Source organism: Marivibrio halodurans, from assembly GCF_017963645.1.
Lineage (GTDB): Bacteria > Pseudomonadota > Alphaproteobacteria > UBA8366 > Aestuariispiraceae > Marivibrio > Marivibrio halodurans.
The window spans coordinates 295831-320497 of record NZ_JAGMWN010000002.1; the positions used below are offsets into that span (position 1 = coordinate 295831).

The 24667-nt window shown below is 65.6% G+C and carries 22 protein-coding genes; 17 read left to right on the plus strand and 5 right to left on the minus strand.

Annotation, left to right across the window (positions count from 1 at the left end; all coding sequences use genetic code 11):
* Positions 1–126 precede the first annotated feature (126 nt).
* Genes KAJ83_RS05845 through KAJ83_RS05855 form a run of 3 tightly spaced genes read left to right on the plus strand, consistent with a single transcriptional unit; the run spans position 127 to position 3122 of the window.
* Entirely contained in the window at positions 127–687 is a 561-nt protein-coding gene (locus KAJ83_RS05845; protein WP_210681086.1) for an acetyl-CoA carboxylase biotin carboxyl carrier protein, read from the plus strand.
* A 22-nt stretch (positions 688–709) separates the two neighbouring features.
* On the plus strand, positions 710–2206 hold the full coding sequence (locus KAJ83_RS05850) for a hypothetical protein (RefSeq protein ID WP_210681087.1): 1497 nt from the start codon (positions 710–712) through the stop codon (positions 2204–2206).
* Between the two features lie 34 nt (positions 2207–2240).
* Positions 2241–3122, plus strand: coding sequence for an amidohydrolase family protein (locus KAJ83_RS05855; protein WP_210681088.1), 882 nt, complete (start codon positions 2241–2243; stop codon positions 3120–3122).
* A gap of 53 nt (positions 3123–3175) precedes the next feature.
* On the opposite strand, the gene KAJ83_RS05860 is transcribed toward KAJ83_RS05855, so the two are convergent.
* Complete coding sequence (locus tag KAJ83_RS05860) at positions 3176–4012, minus strand: GntR family transcriptional regulator (protein ID WP_210681089.1); 837 nt, start codon at positions 4010–4012, stop codon at positions 3176–3178.
* Between the two features lie 290 nt (positions 4013–4302).
* Between KAJ83_RS05860 and KAJ83_RS05865 the strand changes: the two genes are divergently transcribed.
* A complete protein-coding gene (locus tag KAJ83_RS05865; protein WP_210681090.1) occupies positions 4303–5649 on the plus strand; it encodes an MmgE/PrpD family protein in 1347 nt (448 codons plus the stop codon).
* 45 nt (positions 5650–5694) lie between these two features.
* Here KAJ83_RS05865 and KAJ83_RS05870 read toward each other — a convergent pair whose 3' ends face one another.
* Positions 5695–6612, minus strand: coding sequence for a LysR substrate-binding domain-containing protein (locus tag KAJ83_RS05870; protein WP_210681091.1), 918 nt, complete (start codon positions 6610–6612; stop codon positions 5695–5697).
* 259 nt (positions 6613–6871) lie between these two features.
* Here KAJ83_RS05870 and KAJ83_RS05875 point away from each other — a divergent pair, with 259 nt between their 5' ends.
* From KAJ83_RS05875 to KAJ83_RS05920, 10 genes are all read left to right on the plus strand, one after another.
* The gene (locus tag KAJ83_RS05875; RefSeq protein WP_210681092.1) at positions 6872–8401 is read left to right on the plus strand and encodes an acyl-CoA carboxylase subunit beta; all 1530 of its coding nucleotides are present in this window, start codon (positions 6872–6874) and stop codon (positions 8399–8401) included.
* A gap of 58 nt (positions 8402–8459) precedes the next feature.
* Positions 8460–8681 carry a biotin/lipoyl-binding carrier protein gene (locus tag KAJ83_RS05880; protein ID WP_210681093.1) on the plus strand — a complete coding sequence of 74 codons (222 nt, stop codon included), beginning with the start codon at positions 8460–8462 and terminating at the stop codon, positions 8679–8681.
* The gene (locus tag KAJ83_RS05885) at positions 8638–10962 is read left to right on the plus strand and encodes an acetate--CoA ligase family protein (protein ID WP_210681094.1); all 2325 of its coding nucleotides are present in this window, start codon (positions 8638–8640) and stop codon (positions 10960–10962) included. Before KAJ83_RS05880 ends, KAJ83_RS05885 begins: the two co-directional genes overlap by 44 nt.
* Entirely contained in the window at positions 10959–12017 is a 1059-nt protein-coding gene (locus KAJ83_RS05890; protein ID WP_210681095.1) for an SDR family oxidoreductase, read from the plus strand. Before KAJ83_RS05885 ends, KAJ83_RS05890 begins: the two co-directional genes overlap by 4 nt.
* A 208-nt stretch (positions 12018–12225) precedes the next feature.
* A complete protein-coding gene (locus tag KAJ83_RS05895; protein WP_210681096.1) occupies positions 12226–13413 on the plus strand; it encodes a TRAP transporter substrate-binding protein in 1188 nt (395 codons plus the stop codon).
* A 103-nt stretch (positions 13414–13516) separates the two neighbouring features.
* The gene (locus KAJ83_RS05900) at positions 13517–14038 is read left to right on the plus strand and encodes a TRAP transporter small permease (RefSeq protein WP_210681097.1); all 522 of its coding nucleotides are present in this window, start codon (positions 13517–13519) and stop codon (positions 14036–14038) included.
* A 9-nt stretch (positions 14039–14047) separates the two neighbouring features.
* Positions 14048–15331, plus strand: a complete 1284-nt coding sequence (locus KAJ83_RS05905; RefSeq protein ID WP_210681098.1) for a TRAP transporter large permease — start codon at positions 14048–14050, stop codon at positions 15329–15331.
* Between the two features lie 10 nt (positions 15332–15341).
* Positions 15342–15872 carry a DUF3237 domain-containing protein gene (locus KAJ83_RS05910; RefSeq protein WP_210681099.1) on the plus strand — a complete coding sequence of 177 codons (531 nt, stop codon included), beginning with the start codon at positions 15342–15344 and terminating at the stop codon, positions 15870–15872.
* Entirely contained in the window at positions 15853–16890 is a 1038-nt protein-coding gene (locus KAJ83_RS05915; protein ID WP_210681100.1) for a YeiH family protein, read from the plus strand. Before KAJ83_RS05910 ends, KAJ83_RS05915 begins: the two co-directional genes overlap by 20 nt.
* A 60-nt stretch (positions 16891–16950) precedes the next feature.
* A complete protein-coding gene (locus KAJ83_RS05920) occupies positions 16951–17709 on the plus strand; it encodes a sulfite exporter TauE/SafE family protein (protein ID WP_210681101.1) in 759 nt (252 codons plus the stop codon).
* A gap of 55 nt (positions 17710–17764) precedes the next feature.
* Here KAJ83_RS05920 and pcaF read toward each other — a convergent pair whose 3' ends face one another.
* From pcaF to KAJ83_RS05935, 3 genes are all read right to left on the minus strand, one after another.
* Positions 17765–18970: a 3-oxoadipyl-CoA thiolase gene (gene pcaF / locus KAJ83_RS05925; RefSeq protein WP_210681102.1), complete on the minus strand. Its 1206-nt coding sequence runs from the start codon at positions 18968–18970 to the stop codon at positions 17765–17767.
* 94 nt (positions 18971–19064) lie between these two features.
* Positions 19065–19901, minus strand: a complete 837-nt coding sequence (locus tag KAJ83_RS05930) for an N-acyl homoserine lactonase family protein (protein WP_210681103.1) — start codon at positions 19899–19901, stop codon at positions 19065–19067.
* 36 nt (positions 19902–19937) lie between these two features.
* On the minus strand, positions 19938–20657 hold the full coding sequence (locus KAJ83_RS05935) for a GntR family transcriptional regulator (RefSeq protein WP_210681104.1): 720 nt from the start codon (positions 20655–20657) through the stop codon (positions 19938–19940).
* A gap of 235 nt (positions 20658–20892) precedes the next feature.
* On the opposite strand from KAJ83_RS05935, the gene KAJ83_RS05940 reads away from it, so the two are divergent.
* From KAJ83_RS05940 to KAJ83_RS05950, 3 genes are read left to right on the plus strand one after another with little or no spacing between them, the layout of a single operon-like run.
* On the plus strand, positions 20893–22587 hold the full coding sequence (locus KAJ83_RS05940; RefSeq protein ID WP_210681105.1) for a thiamine pyrophosphate-binding protein: 1695 nt from the start codon (positions 20893–20895) through the stop codon (positions 22585–22587).
* A 7-nt stretch (positions 22588–22594) separates the two neighbouring features.
* Positions 22595–24223 carry a GMC family oxidoreductase gene (locus tag KAJ83_RS05945; protein WP_210681106.1) on the plus strand — a complete coding sequence of 543 codons (1629 nt, stop codon included), beginning with the start codon at positions 22595–22597 and terminating at the stop codon, positions 24221–24223.
* On the plus strand, positions 24220–24651 hold the full coding sequence (locus KAJ83_RS05950) for a carboxymuconolactone decarboxylase family protein (protein WP_210681107.1): 432 nt from the start codon (positions 24220–24222) through the stop codon (positions 24649–24651). Before KAJ83_RS05945 ends, KAJ83_RS05950 begins: the two co-directional genes overlap by 4 nt.
* Positions 24652–24667: the final 16 nt, after the last annotated feature.

Here is a 24667-nt window from a genome sequence, read left to right on the forward strand (position 1 = left end):
GTGGGGCCCGACCAGTGGGGTCGAGAAGCCGGGCCTGATGCGGGCGAGGGCGGTTCGCCCGCGGACATGTCGCCGGAAACGGAGGAAACACCGGGCCACACGCCCAAGAAACAGGAAGGTTGAGCAATGTCTGGCCCTGCGGATCTAACCCACCAAGCCGTGGTGCGTATTCTTCAAATCGTCGACCAGGCCGAGGATCTGGAGGTTCTCGTCGAATATGGCGGCATGAAGCTTCGCGTCCAGAAGGGGGCGGCGGGCGCCGGCGCCCCGTTGGCCGCCTTCGCCGGTCAGGCGGCGCACGTGCCCGTGACGCAGCCGGCTGCCCAACCGGCGCCGGCCGTCGCGGCTCCGGCGGCCGCTCCGGCGCCGCCCCCCGCCGGGGACGGTCCCGAAGTGGGGGCCGATGGCCCGGGTCTCGACGGGGCGAGCGATGCCCTGCCCGAGGGGGCGGTGGCGGTCGCGGCACCGATGATGGGCACGTTCTACCGCGCTTCCAATCCCTCCGCCCCCCCGTTCGTCGAGGTCGGCGACCGGATCGGCCCGGACGACACCGTGGCCCTGATCGAGGTGATGAAGCTGTTCAACACGGTCGAGGCCGGCGTCGGCGGCACCGTCCTGGAAATCCGTGCCGGGAACGGGGCGATGGTCGAGGAAGGCCAGACCATCCTCGTCGTCCGGCCCGATTGATCCGATGCCGAGGGAGGAAACCATGACCGAAGCCGAGAAGGTCCATGCCTGCCGGGCGAAGGACGGCAAGATCGGTTTGATCGACACCACGTTGCGCGACGCGCAGCAGTGTCTTTGGACCACCCGCATGACCACCGGCATGATGATGCCGATCGCCGACCGGATGGAGCGCGTCGGGTTCGAGATGATCGATTTCATGGCGCCGGTTCAGTTCGATGTCTGCGTGCGCTATCTCAACGAGGACCCGTGGGAGAAGGCGCGCCTGATGAAGCAGCGCTTCGTCAACACGCCCTTGCGGAGCTATTGCCGCAGCAAGAGCCTGATCGGCTTCAGCCTCGCCCCCGACGACATGGTCGAGATGTGGATGGAACGGCTGGCCGCGAACGGGTTCTCCGTCGTCGGCACGCTGGACGCGCTGTTCGATGTCGACAACATGGCCGTCAGCATCCGGCACGGGAAGAAGCTGGGGCTCTATACCGTCGGCGCCCTGGTCTTCAGCGAAAGCCCGGTGCACACGGACGAAGTCTATGCCAATACGGCCAAGGCCCTGATCGACCAGACCGATGTCGATGCGATCATGATCAAGGATTCCGGCGCGCTACTGACGCCGGACCGTATCCGCACGCTGGTGCCGGCGCTGAAGGCGGTGATGGGCGGCCGCCCACTTGAATTACACAGTCATTGTAATACTGGCCTGGCGCCGCTGGTCTATCTGGAGGGCACGAAGCTCGGCGTCGATCAGCTTCACGCCTCCATCGCGCCCTTGGCGAGCGGCCCGGCCCAGCCGTCGGTGCAGAACACGCTGCGCAATCTCTTCCATGCCGGCTACGAGACCGCGATCGACGGCGCGTTGATCGACGAGGTCAGCGACTATCTGACCGACCTCGCCGCCCAGGAAGGCTTCCCCCACGGGCAGCCGATGGAATACGACCTGTTCCACTATAAGCACCAGATGCCGGGCGGGATGCTCAATAATTGGCGCTTCCAGCTTCGCGAGCAGGGGCTGGAGGATCGGTTCGACGAGATCCTGGAGGAGATCGTCACCATCCGCGCGGAATTGGGCTGGCCCATCATGGTGACGCCCTTCTCCCAGATCGTCGGGGTGCAGGCGATGCTGAACGTCGTCGGCGGCGAGCGCTATGGCAGTGTTCCGGACGAGATCAAGCGCTACGCGCTCGGCCATTTCGGCAAGCTTCTGTCCCCGGTCGATCCGAACGTCCTGGACCGCATCGTGGAGAATGGCTCCCCCGCCATCCCGATCGAGCCGACACCGCTGGAGCCGGCCCGCCCGAAGCTGGCGCGCGACTATCCCAATCTCGACGATGACGAGCGGATGCTGCGCTACATGTTCGCGGGCGGCGAGGTCGATTCGATGAAGGCGGCGGGGCCGATCAAGACCACCGCGACGCTCGGCAGCCCGGTCGAGGCGCTGCTGCGTGGATTGAACGACCGTCCGAACGTCACCGGTTTCGAGCTCGAGTTCCACAACACGCGGGTCGCCTTGCGCCGTACGGCCTAGGCGGAAAACCGCGTATCAACGGGAGGATTCGAAGATGACCATGATGATGCCGCCGATTATCGATATGCGCCTTCGCCCGCCGATTCCCGCCTGGACGCGGGGCAGCGTGTTCCGCACCGCGATGCACTATCCCCGGCAGATGATCAGCTTCAAGGGCGCGCGCTCCGCCTGGCTGGAGGATCTCGATCTGTTGTTCGAGGAGATGGATTCCGCCTCCATCCGCTATGGCGTCCTGATCGGCAGGGCCTCCTCCGGGGCCGGTACGCTCGGCGGTGTCGACAATGCCGAGATCGTGGAGGCCGTGAACCGCTATTCCGACCGGTTCCTGGGCTTCCTGGGGGTCGACCTGGACGATATCGACAAGGGGCTCGGGGAAATCCGCGACTATGCCTCGGTCGAGAACATCAAGGGCATTTCCATCGAGCCCGGGTCCGCCCGCGAGCCGCGATGGTCGGACGATGCCAGCCTCGATCCGATCTATGAGATCGCGCTGGAATACGACCTGCCGGTGTCGATCTCGCTTTCGGGATTGCTGTCGGTCCTGGGCGGGCACGATATCACTTGGTCCAGCCCGGTCTCGATCCAGCGGGTGGCCCAGAAATATCCCGATCTGAAGATCATCGTCTCGCACGCCGCCTGGCCCTATGCGCAGGAGATGGTCGTCGTCGCGCTCGCCTGTCCGAACATCTATGTGTCGCCGGACCTCTATGCCTCGACGAAGGGCATGATCTGCGCCGATACCTATGTGCAGGGGGCGAACATGTTCCTTGAGGATCGCACGCTTTTCGGAACCGCCTATCCGGTGAAGGACATTCAGGATTCGCTGCGCGACTTCCTGGATCTGGGCTACCGGCAGGATATCGTTCCGAAGATCCTCTACGGAAACGCGGCCAAGCTGCTGAAGCTCGATCTCTGAACGGAGAGGGCGAGGAACGAGAATGGAAGCGGACGGCTCCCGACCGAGTTGGATCAGGGGCCGTCCGACTTCAGCAGGTTCCGGTACTCGAAATTCTCCGTGTTGAGCAGCGTGCGCCGCCATTCCACGGGGCGGTCCTCGAAGGTGACGGCGACGCGTATGATCTCCAGCAGCGGCGTGCCCAGCGCGATGTTCAGCCGCTTGGCCGTGCGCGCGTCGGCGGGGATCGCGCGCAGCCGGTCCAAAGTCCGGATCACGTTGATGCCGAAACGGCTCTGATAGAGGTCGTAGATCGTCGTGTCGCGCGCCACGAACTCCGCCTCCGTCAGGCCGGGGAAAAGCGATTCCGGGATGCGGATCTCGTCCAGAACCGCCGGTTCCCCGCCCATCAGCATGATGTTGAACACCCGATAGATCGGGTCGCCCACGCGAAGCCCCAACGCCTCCGCCGTCGGCGCGTCGGCGGTCGCGGCCTCGAAGGACAGCGTCTGGACGATCGGGATTTCCCGGTGTCCGTCATGGCTGACGATGTGGAAGAAGAAGTTCAGCATCCGCTCCGGGCTATAGGGCGCCAGGAAGGTGCCGCGCCCCTGCTGGCGGATCAGGACATGTTCGGCGACCAGCTCGTCGATGGCGCGGCGGATCGTGCCGATGCTCGTTCCGAACATCGCGCAGAGTTCCTTCTCCGTCGGGATCGCCTCTCCGGCCTGGATGTCGCCGCTGCTCAACATCCGGGTGATCGCGAACTTCACCTCTTTATAGAGCGGTTGGCGGGACTCCCCCATCAGGGTCACCGACTCGCGGCGGCCGCGCCGGGCCGGTTTGGGATCGCTCGTCTGAGCGGCCTTCGTCGGGGGGACGGTCTCGGTGGTCGGGGAGCGTCTTGGCATGATCCGCGTCTCGTCGCTTTCGTTATCGGGAGATGCCGCCCGGCGACGGGTCACGTGCCGTCGATTTTCGGGCATTGTCGGCGAGGAACCCGGCCCGGTGGCGAAGCCTAGACAGGATTCCCTCATCCTTCCAGGCCTCGTTGCCAGGTCGCCTTGCCCGGTCGCCTTGCCAGGCCTCATTGGCAAGGCGACCGGGCGCGGGCGGCGCGGGATGCGACACCTCTTGATTATCGGTCGATAATAGATTTGTATCATACATATGTTTTAGCTGTCACTGCATGAGGCCTGGGATGAACATCACGAAGGAAATCGCGGCGCGCGTCGCCGGAACGCGGTTCGAGGATTTCTCGGACCACGACGTCGCCTACTCCAAGACGCTTGCCATGAGCGCGCTGGGCGCGATGGTCGCCGGTCCCTATTGCGTCGGCAGCGATATCATGACCCGCTATGTCGAGCGCGCGGGCGGGGCCGGGGAGGCGAGTGTCCTCGGCGCCGGCATGAAGGCGCCGGTGGAGATGGCGGCGCTGGCCAACGGCACCTATGCCCACGCGACGGAATACGAGGACGACAGCTTCCCCGAGGCAGTGTCCAGCTACACGCTGTTTCCCGCCATTCTGGCGATGGGGGAGAAGCTCGGCTCCGACGGTAAGGACGTCATCGCGGCCTTCATCCTGTCCTACGAGGCGCAGGCGCGCATCGGCCTCGCCTGCCGGGAGGCGAGGCGTCTCGGCTACATGGTGTTGAGCCTCGCGGGCTCGATCGGCTGCGCGCTCGCCGGCGCCAGGCTGCTCAAGCTCGACGAGGAAGCGACCGCCAATGCCATCGCGATCGCCGCCTCCCAGGCCAGCGGTCTCGGTTATCAGACGGGCACCATGTCGCACATCGTGGAGATGGGCTTCTCCGCGCGGAACGGCTTGACCGCGGCGCTCCTGGCGGCGGACGGCTTCACCGGCCAAAAGGACATCCTCGAGGCGCCGCGCGGGCTGTTCAACATCATCACGGCCGGCAAGGTGGATAATCCGGAGGGCATCATCGAGGATTGGGGCAAGCCCTTCCGCATCAACGAAATCGGGATCAAGTCCTATCCCTGCTGCTACCACCTGCAACGGATGATCGAAACGACGGCGGCGGTGAAGGAAGAGGAAGGGTTGAGCGCCGATGACATCGACGCGATCTCGGTCGAGGTCAACGCGTTCTTTCCGACCGTGGTGCAGCATGCCGAGCCGAACGATCCGATCCAGGCGCAATTCAGCCTGCCTCATTCGCTGGCCATCGCGATGCTGGAACCCCGCGTCCTGCCCGCCGGTTTTGGCCGGGACAAGATCGCGGACCCCGCCTTCGCGGCCTTCCGCAAGAAGGTCGAGACCGTCGTGCGCGAGGATTGGGGCTGGACCCCGACCGGCTGGACGCCGAGCCTGACCTACCGGTTGAAGGACGGGCGGGTCATCGAACGCCGCCCCGAAACCGCGAAGGGCCAGCCGCCGGCGCTCCTCGGCTTCGAGGAGTGCGTCCCGAAATATCGCGGCTGCGTCGAGGGTATCGTGCCGGAGGACAGGATCGTCCGGTCGATCGAACTGATGGCCGGCATGGAGGAGTGCGCGGATATCGGCCAGTTGATGCGCGCGGTGGCCGTCTGACCATCCGCACGTCGCGGTTTAGAGCATGATGATATCATCCATTCTCTAGAAGTTCCGGAAGCTCTCCTCGAAGCCCTTCGCGCGGTCGCGCAGGGCCTCGATGAGGGTTTCCACCGCATGCGATTGCGGACGCTGAACCGGTAGCAACATGCCGAACTGCAGCGTGATGGCGGGGCGGAAGGGTTTCAGGATCACGCCCTTGTCGGCGAAGGCGCTGGCCGTGAAGACCTCGACGATCGAAACGCCCAGTCCGGCGGCCACCATGTCGCAAATGGCGGCGCCGGATTGGGTCTCGATCATCAGTTGGCGCTCCACCCCCATCTCGTCGAAGACCTGATCGACGCGGCGGCGCAGGACCGTGTCCGGGATGATCGAGATGAAGGATTCGTTCGCGAGATCGCCGGCCGTGATCACCGGGGCCTCGCTCAGCCGATGGCCGGGCGGCAGGACGCAGACGCAATTCAGGCTCGCCAAGGGCATGATGTTGGCCGCCGGATAATCCACCGGCAGGGTCGCCAACCCAATGTCGAACTGCTGGCCGTCCAGCCACTCCCGCAGTTCGCGCTTGACGATGGTCTTCACCGAGAGCTGGATTTGCGGCATCTGCTCGTGAAAGACCTTCAGGGCCTCCGGCACCAGCCGCTGGACCATCGGCATGGTCGCGATGATCCGGATCAGACCGCTGTCGGTCAGCGCGATGTTCTGCATCAGATTGCTGAGATGCGTCAGGCCGGGATAGACGCGTTCGATCCCGCGATAGAGAGCCTCGGCCTCCGGCGTGGGGTGAAGTCGCCCGCCGCGCCTTATGAAGAGCTGATAGTCGACCTGTTCCTCGAAATTGTGGATCAGCCGGCTGACCGCCGGCTGCGAGATGTGCAACGTCGCCGCCGCCTGGCTTGTCGATCCGGAGATCATCACCCAGCGGAACGCATCGATCTGCTTGAGGTTCAGGGCGCCGGCCATGCGTTTCTCCGAAATGAATAGTCGCGGTCTAATATATACCGAAAGCTTATGTCTTGTCCTGTGGATTGGCATGAAACGCCTTGATCTATCAACGCCATGCTGGGCAGGGGCGGGCGCGCGTGTTGTGATCGTTTCTATGCTAAAATGTTATAGATGCATGATTTAATAATATTGGAAATTATAGGGTGAGCCCGCGAGAATATATTGAAAGGGCGCCCGGGGCGCCGACGAAGAAGAGTGTTCATGCGGGAGGATATCGGTGGCGTTCGACGATTTGCTCGATGATCATGCGCGGCGGAAGCAAACCGCCCTTGCTATGGGGGGCGAGGAGAAGCTCGCGAAGCGGCGCGACCAGGGAAACCTGAATGCGCGCGAACGCTTGGATGTCCTGCTGGACCGGGGGTCGTTCTTCGAATCCGGTTTGTTCGCCAAGGGCATTCGCCCCGAGGCGCGTCACAAGACGCCGGCGGACGGCAAGATCGCCGGCTATGGCCGTGTCGACGGGCGCGAGGTCGCGGTTGTCTCGAACGATTTCACGGTCGTCGGCGCGACGAGTAGCGCCATCAACGGCAAGAAGATCCGTCATATGCGCGAGGTCGCGAGCGAGCGCGGCCTGCCGCTGATTTTCCTGGGAGAATCGGCCGGCGCGCGCATGCCGGATCGCATGGGGGCCGCGGGCCGCGCCATGCTGGGCCAGGACGCGGCGGAATATCTGCGCGACCGGAAGACGCCCTGGGTGTCGGCGCTGCTGGGTGACTGTTACGGGTCCTCCACTTGGTATGCTTGCCTGTCGGACTTCGTCGTGATGCGCAAGGGCGCGACCCTTGCCGTCGCCAGCACGCGCGTCACCTCGGTCGCGATCAACCAGTCGGTGGAAGCCGAGGATCTCGGCGGGTGGCGGCTGCATACCGGGTCGACGGGCCTGGTCGATATGGCCGTCGACACGGACGAGGAGGCGCTGGAGGCGGTTCGTACCTTCCTTGGCTATCTGCCGAGTCACCGCGGCGAGGCGCCGCCCCGGGTCGAGGCCCGGCCCCCGGAGGACGGCGCGGCCGACCGGATTCTCGACATCCTGCCGGACGTGCGGAACGCCGTTTACGACGTTCGCGATATCGTGCGCTGCGTCGTCGACGCGGACAGCCTGTTCGAGTTGAAGGCGCGCTTCGGCAAGTCGGTCGTCACGGGCCTTGCCCGGATCGATGGGCGTTCCGTCGGTATCCTGGCGAATAATCCGAAGTTCAAGGGCGGCGCGATCGATGTGGATGCGATGCGCAAGGCGGTGAGCTTCCTGGTCCTGTGCGATTCCTACAATATTCCGGTCGTCTTCATGGTCGACCAGCCTGGCTTCCTGATCGGCATCGATGGAGAGAAGCGCTGGGCGCCCGGGCGCATCATGAACTGGATGAACGCCATCAGCCTGGTCACCACGCCCAAGATCTCGGTGATCATGCGCAAGAGCTACGGCCAGGCCTATCTGAACATGGGTGGCGGGCGGAACTCCGACGAGGTGCTGTCCTGGCCCACGGCCGATCTGGGGTTCGTCGACCCGGTTCTCGGCGTGCACATGCTCCACAAGCTGAAGCGCGAGGACGATCCGGAACGCTTCGACTCGCTCGTCGCGGAGCTGAAGCAGGATTCAACCGCCTATTCCTTGGCCGAGCTTTACGAGACGCATGCGGTCATCGACCCGCGCGAGACGCGGGACGCGCTGACGCGCCTGTTGGAAGTGCATGCGCGGGAGGGTGTGGTCGGCGAGCACAAGTTGGCCAATTGGCCGACCTCCTACTGACCCTCCAACTCCTCCGCGCGCGGCGGAACAAGCGAAGAGAGAAGAGAAGAAGGACCCCATGGCCGAGATCGAAGTAAAGAGTGATATCGCCGGCACCGTTTGGAAGATCATGGTCGCGCCCGGCGCCGAGGTCGCGGAGGACGACACCTTGGTCATCCTGGAATCCATGAAGATGGAGATCCCGGTCTCCTCGCCGGAGGACGGGACGGTCAAGAGCATAGCGCTGGCGGAAGGCGATGCCGTGGTCGAAGGGCAGCTTGTCCTGGTTCTGGAAGTCTGAGGACGATGTGGAGGATGCCGGGCGGAGTGGCGCGATGAGCGACGCGGCGTTGAAACTGGGGGATGGGACCGGCCGCGAGGAGGCGCGGTCGGTCCTGGCGCGTGCCCATGAGGAAGGGCGGAGCGCCTTGGACGAGAGCCTCGGCAAGAAGGTTCTGGCCGATTACGGCGTGCGCGTTCCGCGCGCGGCCACGGCGCGGACGCCGGATGCGCTGGCGCTGGCGGCGGGGCGGTTGACGCCCCCCTTCGCGGTAAAGGTTCTGTCGTCCCAGGCCCTGCACAAAAGCGATCTGGGCGGGGTCCGCCTCGGTCTCGCCACGGCCGGGGACGCGGCCGGGGCCGCCGCCGCCATCCGCGACGGATGGCCGGGCGAGGCGCCGGCCATCGAGGGATTCCTCGTCGAGGAGATGGCGCCCGCCGGTCAGGAGATGGTGATCGGCGGTTTCCATGATCCGCAGTTCGGCCCGATGGTCATGGTTGGCTTCGGCGGGGTCTTCGTGGAGATCTTCGCCGATGTCACCTTCCGCATCTGCCCGATCGATCGCGCGGATGCGTATGCGATGCTGGACGAATTGACGGCCAAGCCCTTGCTGGAGGGCGCGCGGGGTCGGCCGCCCCAGGACAAGGAGGCGCTGGTCGACGCCCTGCTGCGCATCGGCGGCGCCGACGGGCTGTTGATGGAGGCCGGCGGCGGGATCGCGGAGCTCGACATCAATCCGATGATCGTCGGGCGCGAGGGCGCGGTGGCGGTCGATGCGCGCATCGTCCTGCGCGCCGGCGATGCCGGGGCGTCGCGCTCCCCGGATCAGGATGTCGCGCCCCCGCCGGCGAGTTTCGCCCCCCTCTTCGCGCCCCGGACCGTCGCCGTGGCGGGGGTATCGGCCTCCGGCAAGGGGCCCGGCAACCGCTTCATCGCCAATCTGCGCGCGCTCGGCTTCGCGGGCACGATCTACCCCATTCATCCCAAGGCGGAGACGCTGGAAGGGCTGACGGTCTATCGCGATCTCGGCGGGACGCCGGAACCCGTGGATTACGCCTATATCGCCGTGCCCAAGGCCGGCGTCGCGGATCTCTTGCGGTCGGCCGGTGGGCGGGTGCGCTTCGCCCAGGTCATGACCAGCGGCTTCGGGGAAGGCGGCGCCAACGATGATGGGCAGAATGCCCTGATCGCGGCGGCGCGCGAGGGGGGCGTGCGTGTCCTCGGCCCGAATTCGCTCGGTACCTATTCGCCGCGCGGGCGGATCGCCTTCGCGGAGGTTCGTCGCGCGGAATCGGAGCCCGGCCGCATCGGCATCGTCTCCCAGAGTGGCGGCATCGGCATCGACTTCGTGCGCACCGGCCAGTCGCGGGGGCTGCGCTATTCCGGCGTGGTGACCGTGGGGAACAGCGCCGATCTGGGGCCCAACGACCTGTTGGCGCATTTCATCGACGATCCGGAAACCACCGTCATCGGCATGTATCTGGAGGATATCGGGGATGGGCGGCGCTTCTTCGACCTGCTGCGTCGGGCCCAGGGACGCAAGCCCATTGTCCTGCTGAAGGGCGGACGCAGCGCCGAGGGGCAAAAGGCCGTGGTCTCCCATACCGGTGCGCTGGCGGGCGATTTCCGCATCTGGCGCGCCCTGTCGGCGCAAACGGGCTGTATCCTGGTCGATACGATCGAGGACCTTCTGGAGGTCCTGTTGCTGTTCCAGACGATCACCCCATCACCCGACCGGATCAGCCGCCGATTGGCGCTGTTCGGCAATGGCGGCGGCGCCAGCGTGGTGGCGACGGATTGTTTCGTCGAGCAGGGGTTCGAGATCGCGACTTTCGCCGAGAAAACCGCGGAGAGGCTGGCCGCGCTGGATATTCCCGATGGGGCCAGCACGAGCAACCCGATCGATTTCCCGGCGAATGCCTTCAACCGCAGCAATGGCAAGGTAGCGGCGGATATCCTGCCGGCGCTGCATGACGATTCGGGGACGGATGCGATCCTGTTGCACCTCAATCTGCCGGTGCTGATCAGCTATCGCGGCAGCGACATCGTGCCGAACATCATCGAGTCCGCCATCGCGGCGCGGGGGCAGGCGGGGCAAGATGCGCCGCATCTGGTGATCGTGATGCGCTCCGACGGCACGGACGAGGTGGACGGCGTCCGGCGCGAACAACGCCGCCGCGCCGTCGCCGCCGGCATCCCGGTTTTCGAGAATTTCGCGACGGCCGCGCGGGCCCTGGGCGCCATGGCCCGGTTCGAAGCCTTCCAGGCGGCGCGGTCGCACGGCGGAGGCGGCAACAGATGAGCGACGCGACGGGAACCGCGCTGATCGTGGGGGCCGGCGGCGTGGTCGGGCGTACCGTGCTGGATCATTTCACGGGTCTGGACGGATGGTCGGCGATCGCGGCCTCGCGCAATCCGCCGGAGACGGTGGACGGCGCGCGACGCGTCGCCATCGATCTGCAGGACCCGGCGGATTGCCGGCGCCGAATCGCCGAGAATGCCGATGTGAGTCACATCTTCTTCGCGGCCTATCGCCCGGCGCCGGACCCGGTGTCGGAGATCGAGGCCAATCTTTCGATGCTGGTCAATCTGGTGGACGCGGCCGAGGCGGAGGCGCCCGGCCTGCGTCATGTCAATCTGGCCCATGGGCAAAAATGGTACGGCAATCACCTCGGCCCCTATCGCACGCCGGCGAAGGAGGACGACCCCCGGCACATGCCGCCGAACTTCTACTACGACCAGCAGGACTTCATCGCCGCGCGGCAGAAGGGAAAAGCCTGGACATGGTCGGCCGTGCGCGTTCAGGCGCCGCTCGGCTTCTCGCTCGGCAGTCCGATGAACCAGGTGTTGATCGTCGGCCTCTACGGCTCGATCTGCCGCGCCCTGGGGCAACCCTTGAACTTTCCCGGGCCGGCGGGGTGCTTCGATGCGCTTTACCAGGTAACCGATCCGGACATACTGGCCCGGTCGATGCATTGGATGGCGACCCGTCCCGGCTGTGCCAACCAGGCCTTCAACGTCACCAACGGCGACCTGTTCCGCTGGCGCAATCTATGGCCGCGCCTGGCGGCGTTCTTCGGCGTTCCCTGCGGGGAGGTCCGTACCCGCTCCCTCGTCGATCTGATGGGGGATAAGGGGGATGTCTGGGATCGTCTGGTGGCGGAGCACGGTCTTCAATCCTACAAGATGGATCAGCTTGTCAATTGGCGCTGGGGTGATTTTATCTTCGGCAGTACATACGACAATGTTTCATCAACAATAAAAATAAGAAAAACAGGCTTCACCAACTGTATGGATAGTGAGGAGTGTTATCTGAATGCTCTGGAGAGGCTACGGAACGAGAAAATAATACCGTAGGTTTTCTTCTTCTCCGGGGGTGCCGGGCGGCCGATACGACCGCGCCCGGTTGGAGAAGGGTGCCGGAAACGAAAGAGCTTCCGGTTCGCCGATCGAACGCGGGGGAGACGATCTGCCCCGCGCGAAACAAACCGGACCCCGTGGATGTCCGGTAAAATGGGAGGTAACGATGAATCAAATGTTCAAGAACGTATCCCGCCGGGATCTGATGAGTATCTTTGGCCGTTACGGCATGGCGTCGACGATGCTCGCCGCGTCCGGCATGGCCGGTGCGATCACCGCGCCGCGGCTGGCGGCCGCGGCCGAGGAAACCCAGAAGGACCGCTATACGAGCGAGCCGAAGTATAAGTTGCGCTATGGCGGGGCCGGCTATAACGCCGAACGCCTGAAATATGTCCATGTCGGGTGCCTCGACTTCATCCGCGATCTGGAGGAGCGCACGAACGGCGCCATCCGTGTCGAGTTCATCGGCGAGAACCAGATCTGCAATGAACTGGACTGCGTGAAGAAGACCCAGCAGGGCATCATCGATATCTTCACGTCGTCCACGCAGAACGCGGCCGGCGCGGCGCCCTACTACAACGCGCTCGATTTCGCCTATATGTTCCCCAGCCGCTCGTCCTTCTATCATTTCCTCTATCATCCGAAGAGCGAGACGCTGCTGCGCGAGCCGCTGCGTCGCCTGCACAAGGTGCAGTTCCTCTTCACCATGTACGAGGCGCGCGGTCTGATGATGGGCCTGAAGTACAAGGACCGGCCGACCATCTCCACGCTGGAGGAATTGCAGGGCGGCAAGAACCGCGTGACCGGCTCCCAGCCGGGCCGGATCGCGATGGATCTGATGGGCCTCAACCCCGTTCCGGTCGCCTGGGAGGAGACGCTCGACGGATTGAAGCAGGGGCTGATCGACGGGGCGGAGACGTGGATGTCGGCGGTGGCCGCCTTCAACATGACCCCGGTCGTGTCCCAGGCGGTGGATCTGCGGTTCTTCTGCGGGGCCGAGCATGCGGCGATGAATCTCGACGTCTTCGAGAAGCTGGAGCCGGAATACCAGGACGCGATCATGGAATCGGCCTATCTCACCCAGGCCCGCATCCAGGGCACCCATGAGGCCGCGCTGGTCAACTTCATCGGGGCGACCAATCCGCCGATGGCCGGTACGGTGTTCGACGAGTACGGCGTGCGCGTGGCGCAGCTTCCGGACGAGGAAATCGCCAAGGCCGAGCAGCTGTGCGCGCCCGAGCATGTTCCCGAGCCCTGGGAGCAGTGGCGCGAGCGGATCAACGAATGGTCCGGCGGCCATGATGTCTATTCGGAAATCCACGCCATCGCGCGGGAGATTCCGAAGGAAACCCCGGCACAGGACGTCACGCCGCGTCGTTGGTGGAACGCCTGATTTCGGAAGGCGCGCGGGGTGGCCGAAGGGCCACCCCGTCGCCCTTTCGAAAAGGAGATAAGAAATTGGGGTCGAAACAGGAAACGCAGCGGGGGCGCGGGATATGAAGAAAGCCATTCTGTGGCTCGACGACAATATCGAGCCCATTCTCATCTATATCGCCTATGCCGCGATGGCGGGGCTGGTCTTCGAACAGGTGGTTCTGCGGTTCCTCTTCAAGACCCAGGTTGCCTGGAGCGCCGGCGTGGCGATCTACATGTTCATCTGGGTCACGTGGTTGGGGGCGGCCTATAACGTGCGCAAGCGCGCGCATCTGACCTTCGGCGAGATTCGCGCGCAGATGTCCTATGGGATGCAGTTCGTCTGCCTGATCATCGATGCGCTCATGTGGGTCTCGCTCGCGGTCGTCGTGATCTACTACGCGCTGGATCAGATCGATTTGTTGCAGATGAACTTCGCCTTCGTGCCGGGCACGAGCAATCTGATGCAATGGTGGTTCTATCTGATCATGCCCTTCGGCTGGGGGCTGATCATCCTGCGGGCCGTTCAGAATCTGTGGCAGGACATCGCCGCGTTCCGCCGGCGCGAGCCGTTCAAGCTCAACGCCCATGCGATGGCGGAATAGGGGGCGGTCATGGAAGGCGAACTCATCGCTCTCGTCTCGGTATCCGCCGTGGTGCTGTTCTGCATCGGGGTGCCGATCTTTCTGATCATCGCGCATTGGGTGCTGTGGACCAGCGTGATCACCGATTTCACGCTCGCCAATCTCAGCCTGACGCTGTTCGAGGGGATCAACTTCTTCGGTCTCCTGGCATTGCCATTGTTCATCCTGACTGGAGACATCATCAACGCGGCCGGTATCGCGAAGCGCCTGACCGATTTCGCCTACGCGCTCCTCGGGTGGGTGCGCGGCGGTCTCGGGCTGGCGGCGCTCGGCGCCTGCGGGATGTTCTCCGCGATCTCCGGGTCCAACGCGGCGACCACGGCGACGATCGGCTCGATCATGTACAAGGAGTTGAAGGAGGGAAAATACGACGACCGCTTCTCGGCCGCGACGCTCGCGTCCGGCGGTGTCGTCGGGATCATCATCCCGCCCTCGATCATCTTCGTCATCTACGGCTTCCTGCTGAACCTGCCGATCGGCGATCTGTTCATGGCCGGTCTGTTGCCGGGCGCGCTGATGATCGTCGGCATGCAGATCGTCTGTCTGGTCCTGTCCTGGAAGTTCGGATGGGGCACGGTCCAGCCGCTGCGGCTCGGCAATTGCGTCCGCACGGGCCTTCGCGCCTATCTTGGTTTCGTGGCGATCGCGATCGTGTTGCTCGGTATTTATGGCGGTATCTTCTCGCCGACCGAGGCGGCGGCGATGACGGTGGTTTTCGGCCTGTTCGCCGGCGTGGCGATCACGCGGGAGATCAAGCCGCGCGCCATCCCGAAGGTGTTGCTCCATTCGGGGCAGATCGCGGGGCTTCTGGTGCCGCTGGTCGCGGTGTCGATCGTGATGCAACAACTCCTCTCGATCATCGGTGCGCCGGCCTTCGTGGCCGGGCTGTTCGACGGTGTCGGCGGCTATTACGCGACCATGATGATCTGCATGGCGATGATCCTGGTAACGGGATGTTTCCTGGAAAGCGTGCCGGTGGTCATCATCCTGGCCCCGATCCTGGCTCCGATCGCCTATGGCGTCGGTGTCGATCCGACGCATTTCGCGATCATCTTCGTGGCGGGAACGGCGATCGGGTTCATCACGCCGCCCTTCGGCCTCAACCTGTTCGTGGCCAGCAGTATAACCGGCGTGCCGTTCCTGCGGATCGTGCCGTTCGTGGTGCCCTATTTCATCGTGCTGCTGCTGTCCTGGCTGGCGATCGTCGGCCTGCCTGAATTGTCCACCTACCTACCGTCGATCAGCGGCATGTAGGCACTCATCCGTGAAAGCCGTTCGCCCCGCGCCCATCGGTGCGGGGCGGCGGTTCGGAAATGGAGATCCCGTTATTTCCGCGCCCTCTCTCAAGTCGGCCTATCTGGGCGAACTGCGCGTGGTGTTCGCGCGCTCGCACATCATCGGCGACACACCCGCCGGCGCGCGCCGGGTCGATTGCTTCGAGAGCGGTCACTTCCAGGGCCCCCGGTTGAACGCTCGTGTCCTGCCCGGGACCAGCGATTGGCTCCTCGGGGGGCGGGATGGGGTTCACCGGCCCGATGTCCGGGTCTGCCTGGAGACCGATGGGGGGGAGCGTCTGCTCATGTCCTATCGCGGCGTGCGGCGCGGCACGCCCGAGGCGATGGAACGCTTCGCCCGCGCGTTGCCGGTCGATCCGGAGAGCTACTATCTGCGAAGCCTGATCCTGTTCGAGGCGGCGACGAGCGGTCCGCATGCCTGGTTGAACGACCTAGTGGCCGTCGGCATCGGCCGGCGCGAACCCGAGGCGACCTGTTACGATGTCTTCGAAATCCTGTAGCGACACGGCCCCTTCCGGCCCCTTCGCGCGCGGGCTGTCCTTCTTGGAGCCGGCCAACGCGATCTTTCCCGGCCTCGCCGTCGCCGGCATCGTCGGCCTCGCCGCGGCGTTCCTGACGGATCATTACGGCGGGCCGATCATGGTCTTCGTGCTGTTGCTCGGGATGACCCTCAATCCCGTCGCGTCCAGCCCGCGCTTCGTTCCCGGGATCACGCTGGCAACGACCCGGGTCCTGCGGATCGGCGTCGCCCTGCTGGGCGCGCGGATCACGCTCGATCAGATCCTGTCGCTCGGCCTTGCGCCGATCGCGGTGGTCGTCGTCGGCGTGGTCGCGACCGTGTTGTTCGGCGTGGCGATGGGGCGGGTCTTCGGCCTTGGCAGCCGCTTCGGCGTGTTGACCGGCTGCGCCGTCGCGATCTGCGGGGCCTCGGCCGCGCTGGCGATCGCGGCGGTCCTGCCCAAGGGGTCGAACGACGAGCGCGACACGATCTTCACCGTGATAGGGGTGACGACGCTCAGCACGGTCGCGATGGTGCTCTATCCGTTCGTTACCGTGATGCTGGACTATGACGACCATATGGCGGGCATATTCCTGGGCGGGACGATTCATGATGTCGCGCAGGTCGTCGGCGCGGGATACAGCCTCTCCGACACGGCCGGCGACGTCGCGACCTATACCAAGCTGCTGCGCGTCGCGATGTTGTTGCCGGTGGCCCTGGTGGTCGCCCTGGTCTTCCATCGCGGTGGGGCGGAGGGGACGAAGGCGCGCCCGCCGTTCTTCCTGTTCGCCTTCTTCGCGCTGATCGGGCTCAACAGCGCCGGGCTGATCCCGGCGGAGGTCGCCTCGCTCCTGGAGACCGCCTCGAAGCTCTGCCTGATCGTCGCGATCGCCGCCCTGGGGATCAAGACGTCCCTCATGGGCCTCGTGCGCGTGGGTGGGCCCGCGATTGTTCTCATCGTCCTGGAAACCCTGATGATCGCCGGGATCGTCATCGGATTGCTCACCGTGCTGGGGTGAGCGCCGGGGTGAGCGAGCGCTCATCCTGCATGCCGGAGGCCCCGGTTGGGAGATCGTGTCTTGTTACCGATTTGGGATCAGGTGGTGTTTCTCTGCGTGGTGGCCTTCGGGTGCTACACGCAGGCGATCACGGGCTTCGCTCTCGGGCTCATCGTGATCGCGCTCTCGGCGCTGTTCGGCGTCATGTCGATCGAGATGTCGTCGATCGTCGTCACCATGATCACCCTGGTCAATGCCAGCATCGCCCTGTGGCGCAGCGGCTGCACGGTGCGGTGGAGCCGGGTCATCCCGCTTTCGCTGGCCTCGGCCCCGACGATCTATCTGGGGCTGCTGCTGCTGGGGGAGATGACGGTCGCCAGCCAGGAACTGCTGCGCATCCTGCTCGGCGCGACGATCGTCGGGTGCAGTCTTATGCTGGTGCTCAACCCCAAACCATTGCCGAGGGAATCGAGCCGGACGTCCTTCGGCGTGCTCGGCTTCGTCTCCGGAATCCTGGGCGGTCTTTTCACCGCCTACGGTCCGCCGATCATCTTCCAGTTCTATCGCCAGCCCTTGCCGCTGCCGATCATCCGCGATTCGCTGCTGATGATCTTCCTGCTGCTGTCGATCGAGCGGTTCGGCTTCCTGGTGCTGCAGGACGGGCTGCCGCTGGACGCGATGTTCCAGGCGGCCCTCGCCGTGCCGGTCACACTGGCCTTCACGCTTCTGGGCGGCCGCCTTCCCCCCCCGATGAGCGAGGCCGCCATGCGCCGCGCGGCATTCATCCTGCTGATGCTGGCGGGCCTCGCCATCATGGGGTTGTCGATCCTGGCGGAATAGCGGCGGCGGGTGGCGTGAAGCGATTTCCACGCCGCCCGCCGCCCCCGGCGGCGGATCAGACCCGTTCGATCACCACGGCGATACCCTGGCCCACGCCGATGCACATGGTGCACAGCGCATAGCGTCCGCCGCGCGCCTCCAGCTCGTGCAGGGCGGTGGTGATCAGCCGCGCCCCCGACATGCCGAGCGGATGGCCCAGCGCGATGGCCCCGCCATTGGGGTTCACATGCGCCGCGTCGTCGGGCAGGCCCAGCCGGCGCAGCACGGCCAGGGACTGGCTGGCGAAGGCCTCGTTCAGTTCGATCACATCCATCTTGTCGAGCGGCAGGTCCAGCCGCGCCAGCAGCTTCTCCGTCGCGGGCGCCGGGCCGATCCCCATGATCCGGGGCGGCACGCCGGCCGTCGCCATGCCCAGCACGCGCGCCCGCGGGCGCAGCCCATGCTTGGCCGCCGCGGCCTCGCTGGCGACGATCAGCGCGGCCGCGCCGTCATTGACGCCGGAGGCATTGCCCGCCGTCACCGTGCCTCCCTCGCGGAAGGGGGTGCGCAGCTTGGCCAGTCCTTCCAGGGTCGTTTCGGGGCGGGGATGCTCGTCGGTGTCCACGATGACCGGGTCGCCCTTCCGGCGGGGGATGGTGACCGGCACGATCTCCCGCGCCAGGCGCCCGTTCGCGGCGGCGGCGGCGGCGCGTTGCTGACTGCGCAAGGCGAAGGCGTCCTGGTCCGCGCGCGTCACGTCGAAGTCCTCGGCGACGTTCTCGCCCGTCTCCGGCATGGAATCGATGCCGTACTGATCCTTCATCAGCTTGTTGACGAAGCGCCAGCCGATGGTCGTATCCTCGATACTGGCGGCGCGGGAGAAGGCGCTCTCCGCCTTGCCCATGACGAAGGGGGCGCGGGACATGCTCTCCACCCCGCCGGCGAGGTAAAAGTCGCCATCCCCGGCCCGGATCGCCCGCGCGGCCGATCCAACCGCGTCCATTCCCGATCCGCACAGGCGGTTGACCGTCGACCCCGGCACCTCGACCGGCAGCCCCGCCAGCAGGCTCGCCATGCGGGCGACGTTGCGGTTGTCCTCGCCGGCCTGGTTGGCGCAGCCGAAGATCGCGTCGTCCACGGCCTCCCAGTCGACTCCCTCGTTGCGCGCCATCAGGGCCTTGATCGGAACGGCGCAGAGATCGTCGGCCCGCACCGGGCTCAAGGCCCCGGCATAGCGGCCGATGGGGGTGCGGACGGCGTCGCAGATGAAGGCGTCGGTCATGTGCTTGATACTCCTGTTCTCATGAGGCCCGGGCGGTTGCGGCGTGGGCTCGCGTTCGGTTCGCGCGCCGGGAAAGGCATGGTCGCTGCGGTTGTCATCTCTCCGACGGCTCGGGCGATACGACCGCGTCCCACGGACCGGGAAGCGGGCCGAGGTCGAGGCGCCGGGCGAAATCCGGCGTTCCGTCGTCGCGCGGGAACAGGTCCCCGACCAGCGGGTCGTGGCCGGGAATGACCAGCCCGGGCGTGGAGGCCAGATCCCGAATGCGCCGGAACCCGGAGAGCATGTCGCCCAGATCGACCACCAGGGGAAAGACCTTCTCCTGGAGGAAGTTCTCGTAATAATGCGAGGCATCCGAGGCAAGGCAGAGCCAGCCCGACCGGGTCTTGACCCGCACCACCTGAAGCCCGCGCGTATGGCCGCCGATCAGATGCACGGTGATACCGGGGGCGATCGCCGTGTCACCGGCATGGAAGGCGACGCGGCCGGAATAGATCCGCCGCACCATCTCGCAGATATCGTCGGGCGCGTAGGCGACGTTCAGCGCCGCATGCGCCATGCAGGGACCGCAGGCATAGGCCATCTCCGCCTCCTGGAGATGGAAGGTCGCGTTGGGAAAACGTGCCAGCCCGCCCGCATGATCGTAGTGCAGGTGGGTGATGATGACGTCGTCGATCGTCTCCGGATCGATACCGAGGGCGGCGACGGCGGTCGCGGAATCACGTTGGACCGGGCGGTTGCGCCGCGTGGCTTCCCGTTCGTCGAAGCCCGTATCGACGAGGATCGTTCGCCCGCCGGACCGCAGGACCCAGACGAAGTAGTCCAGGCCGTGTTCGCTCTCGTGATCGTCCTCGAAGAGGAAACTCTCCGCGCGGGTACGGTCGCGCCGCTCCGCGTATTTCAACGCCGTCACTTCCCAAAGCTGGTCCATGCGTTTTCTCTCCGCTTACATCGCGATCGCGTGTCGTCAGAACACCAGGCTTTGATAGCGTTCCAGGCAGGCGCGGGCCGTTCTTATTATCTCGCGCTTGCAGCGCTCGGCCTCCTCCGGCTCGCGCGCGGCCATGTGCCGCAGCATACGGTGATGCATGCCGCAGCCCTCCTTCGCGCGGCCCGGCAGCAAGGTGACACGCCGGGCGACCACGCGCGCCTTGTCCAGTACGAGGTCGAGGAAATGCGTGATATGGGCGCTGTCCGCCCAATGCAGCGTGCGCTCGCGTACCGCGTCCAGCACTTCCAGATAGCGTTCGATGTCGCCGGCCTCGATCGTCTCCTCCATCGCGGGGCCGAGCGCCTCGATCAGGTCGTCCCAGGCGCCGTCCGGGGCGTTCACGGTCGCCAGTCGGACGGCGAGGCCTTCGAGCACCTCGCGCACATCGAAGATCTCGTAGACTTCCTTGGCGTCCAGCCGGGCGACCACGGCGCCCCGGTTGGGGATGCGCTCGATCAATCCCCGCTGCTCCAGGATGCCCAGCACCTCGCGCACGCGGGCGCGGGAAATCCCGAATTCGGTCGCGATCAGGACTTCCTGGATCCGCTGACCGGGTTGCAGGTCGTGTCGCGAGATACGGGCGCGCAGGATATCCGTCACCTGCTCCGCCGTCGCGCCGTCGCCGCGCTTACGCTCCGCGGGGCCGTCGGATCGATCTTGGGTACCCGGCGGCACCTTGTCTGCGGCCGTCTTCATCAATCGCGCTTCCTTTCCGGGGTCCGTCCCGTCCCCTTCGGATATCCCCTAGATACCCCGTGGAGCGGGCCACATCAAAGCCCCGACATAATTGTGTATAGAGTATCAACAATATTGTTGGCAATCTTGTCGTCGATTATGTAGGGTCCGTTCCAACGTCGATCCGGGACCGCCGGAGCGATGGCCATTGCAAGCCAGTCGGCTAAAGCCCAGCCGGAAAAGGAGACATGTGATCATGAGCAGGATGACGGGCGGTCAGGCCGCCGTCGCGGCCCTTCGGAACGAGACGGTTTCCCATGTCTTCGGATTGATCGGGTCGGCGACGATGGAGATGTTCGACGCGCTCTATGACAGCCGCGACATCCGCATGATCGGCGTGCGGGACGAACGCACCGGCACGCACATGGCCGACGGCTACGCCCGGGCGAGCGGCCGTCCCGGCGTCATCCTGGCGGGCCAGAACGGACCCGGCGCCACCAACCTCGTCACCGGCTTGGCGCAGGCGAAGGCCGCCTATTCGCCCGTGGTGTCCATCGCCGGCGCCTTGGCGACGGGCCATATCTATCGCGACGCCTTCCAGGAGGTGGATCAGCAATCCCTCTTCATGCCCATCACCAAGAAGACCTGGAGCGTGCCGAGCACGGATCGCGTGCAGGAGATCATGCGCGAGGCGTTTCGCACCGCCATGAGTCCGCGCCGCGGGCCGGTGCATGTCAATCTGGCGCGCGACGTGCTGGCCGGGCAGGCGGATTTCGATCCGCAACCGGAGCCCGGCAGCTATCGCGTTCAAATGGTACCCGCCGCCCCGGCGGAGGCGGCGGACAAGGCCGCGGCCCTGCTCCTCAATGCCGAGCGGCCGGTGATCGTGACCGGCGGCGGGGTGAAGTATAATGGCCGTTCGGACGCGGTGCTGGCGTTGGCCGAGCGGTTGAATTGTCCCGTCGCGACCTCGCCCGGCCATGGCGACGCCATCCCCTTCGGCCATCCGCTGAATGCGGGTCAGATGGGGCCGCGCGGCAATCCGGTGGCCTCGCGGCTGGTGAAGGAGGCCGATGTGATCCTGGCCCTCGGCACGCGGCTGGGCTTCAATTCGACCTTCTATTCCTACGATAACATCAACCGGGATGCCGCGATCATCCATGTGGAGATGGAGCCGACCGCCATCGGCCGCTATTTCCCGATCGCCCAAGGGATCTGGGGCGACGCGGCCACGGTCGCCGAGCAGATCGCCGACCGGCTGGAGAACGCCGAACGCAAGGCGGCGGCCGAGGCGTGGCTCGCCCGGTTCAAGGAGGAGCGCGCCGCTCACCTCGCCCGGCGCGACGCCGATGCCGTGATGGGAGAGCCGATGCAGCCTTCCGGCGTCTTCAAGACCTTGCGCGACGTGCTGCCGAAGGACGCGGCGGTGACCATGGATGCGGGCACGTTATGCCTTCAGGCGACGGACGCGCTGAATTATTGGGAGAGCCCCAGCCTCTTCACGCCGCTGGATTTCGGCCTTGTCGGCTTCTCCTTCGCCTGTGGCCTGGGGGTGAAGCTCGCGCGGCCCGACCGGCCCGTCGTGAGCCTCATGGGCGACGGCGGTTTCGGCATGACGCTGACGGAGCTGAGCACCGCCGTGCAGCATGATATCCGGACCGTCACCGTGGTCATGAATAATGGCTGCTGGGGCGCGGAGAAGGCCTATCAGCGCGATTTCTTCGGCGAACGCTATATCGGCGCGGACATCCACAACCCGCCCTTCGACAAGGTGGCGGAACTCTACGGCGCGGCCGGCTTCCGGGTGGAGCGGCTCGATGAGCTCGGTGATGCGGTAAAGGCGGCGCTCGCCTGCGGCAAGCCGGCGGTCGTCGACGTCCAGGTCGATCCCAGCGCGCTTTACAGCTTCCGCCGCGATTCCTTCGCCCATCGCGCCGGAAAGGCGTCCTGAGCCAGCCATGACGGAAATCCATGATTATATCGTCGTCGGTGCCGGTTCCGCCGGGGCTGCCCTTGCCGCCCGCCTGAGCGAATGCGGCCGCTATCGTGTGCTGTTGCTGGAAGCGGGCGGGCCGGACCGGAATCCGTGGATCCATATCCCGCTCGGTGTCGGCAAATTGCTGACGAACGCCCGTTATGTCTGGCCCTATGAATCGGAGCCGCAGGCGCATCTGGCGGGTCAGCGCATCTATTCTCCGCGCGGCAAGGTCCTGGGCGGGTCGAGCGCGGTGAACGGCATGGCCTATCTCTGGGGCGATCCGGCGGAATATGATTCCTGGGCCGAAGATGGGGTGACCGGCTGGGGACATGATGACGTCCTGCCCTATTTCCAGCGCATGGAAAGCAACGCCTTCGCCGACGACCCACGGCGTGGCCGAACCGGGCCGGTGCGCATCACCGACCTGAAGCAACGCGATCCGGACATCCTTTCGGAAGCCTTCATCGGCGGCTGCAAGGAAGCCGGGATCGCGGAGACGCCGGACTACAACGTCGTCAGCTATGAAGGCGTCCGCTATCTGGAGCAGACCGCCGCCGACGGGCGGCGTTGGTCGACCGCGCGGGCCTATCTGCGCGCGGCCGCGAAGCGTCCGAATCTCCGGATCGTGACCCATGCGCGGGCGACATCCATCCTGTTCGAGGGGCGGCGCGCGGTGGGCGTCGCCTATGAGCGGAACGGCACCGCGTTCGAGGCCCGCGCGCGGGGCGAGGTGTTGGTTTCGGCCGGGACGATCATGTCGCCCCATCTGCTCGAACTCTCCGGTATCGGGGCGGGGGAGCGACTGCGCGGGTTCGATATCCCCGTCACCGTCGACAACCCGGCGGTGGGCGAGAATATGAGCGATCATCTTCAGGTGCGCCGAACCTACGAGACCCGGGCCGCGCGCACGATCAACGATATCGTCTGCAATCCCGCGGTCAGGACCTTAGAGGCCATTCGCTATCTGTTGACCCGCAAGGGGATGTTCGCCGGTACTTCCTCGACCGCGCATGCGATCACGCGCGCCGACCCGGACGTGACGCGGGCGGACACGATGATCCGGCTTTACCAGATCAGCGGAAAGGACCGTTATTCACGCAGCAAGCTGGGAGGCATCGATAGTTTCTCCGGCTTCTCGGTCGGCGGGTTCAAGCTGCTGCCGAAATCGCGGGGTCATGTGCATATCGCCTCGCCGGACCCGTCGGCGCTTCCCCGGATCGAGCCGAACTACTTCGCCGATCCGGCGGACGCGGTGACCGCCGTCAATATCCTGAAGCTGATCGGCCGGGTTGCGGCCCAGCCGTCCTTCCGCCAGGTGATCGTCCAGGAACATCAACCGGACCTGTCGGAGGAGACCGACGAGGCGCTGCTGGACTATGCCAAGCGCACCGGTCAGACGGCTTGGCACACGGTCGGAACCTGCCGGTTCGGCCCGGCCGGTGTCGGGGTCGTGGGTTCCGATCTGCGCGTCCATGGCACGGAGGGGCTGCGGGTGATCGATGCCTCCGTCTTTCCGACGATCCCTTCCTCCAACACGAACGCCCCGGCGATCATGGTCGGCGAACGCGGGGCGGATCTGGTGCTGGCCGACGCGCGGAGAGCCTCATGACGACGGATAGCACGGACGGCATGGACGACTTCCCCCATACGCGGGCGCATCGCGACAAGGGGGATTGGAACCCGCTATGGGAGCAGTTCCGGGAATTCGACCCGGATTTCCTCGAAGCCTATCTGGCCTTTCGCGGCGTGCCGCAGCGCAAGGGTCCATTGCCGCAGAAAACCAAGGAATTGATCCTGATCGCGATCAACGCGGCGACCACCCATCTCTATGCCCCCGGCGTCCGGCGTCATATACGCAACGCGTTGAAGGCCGGGGCGACGCGCGCGGAAATCCTGGAGACGATCCAGCTCACCACCGTGATGGGCATCCATGCCTGCAATCTGGCCCTGCCCATCCTGGCGGAGGAGTTGCGGGACTGGGAAGGCGGGCAGGGCCGGGAAGACCAGCAGGGTCAAGGGGGCGCGGGCGGCGACTGACGGCGCCGTGCGTCCG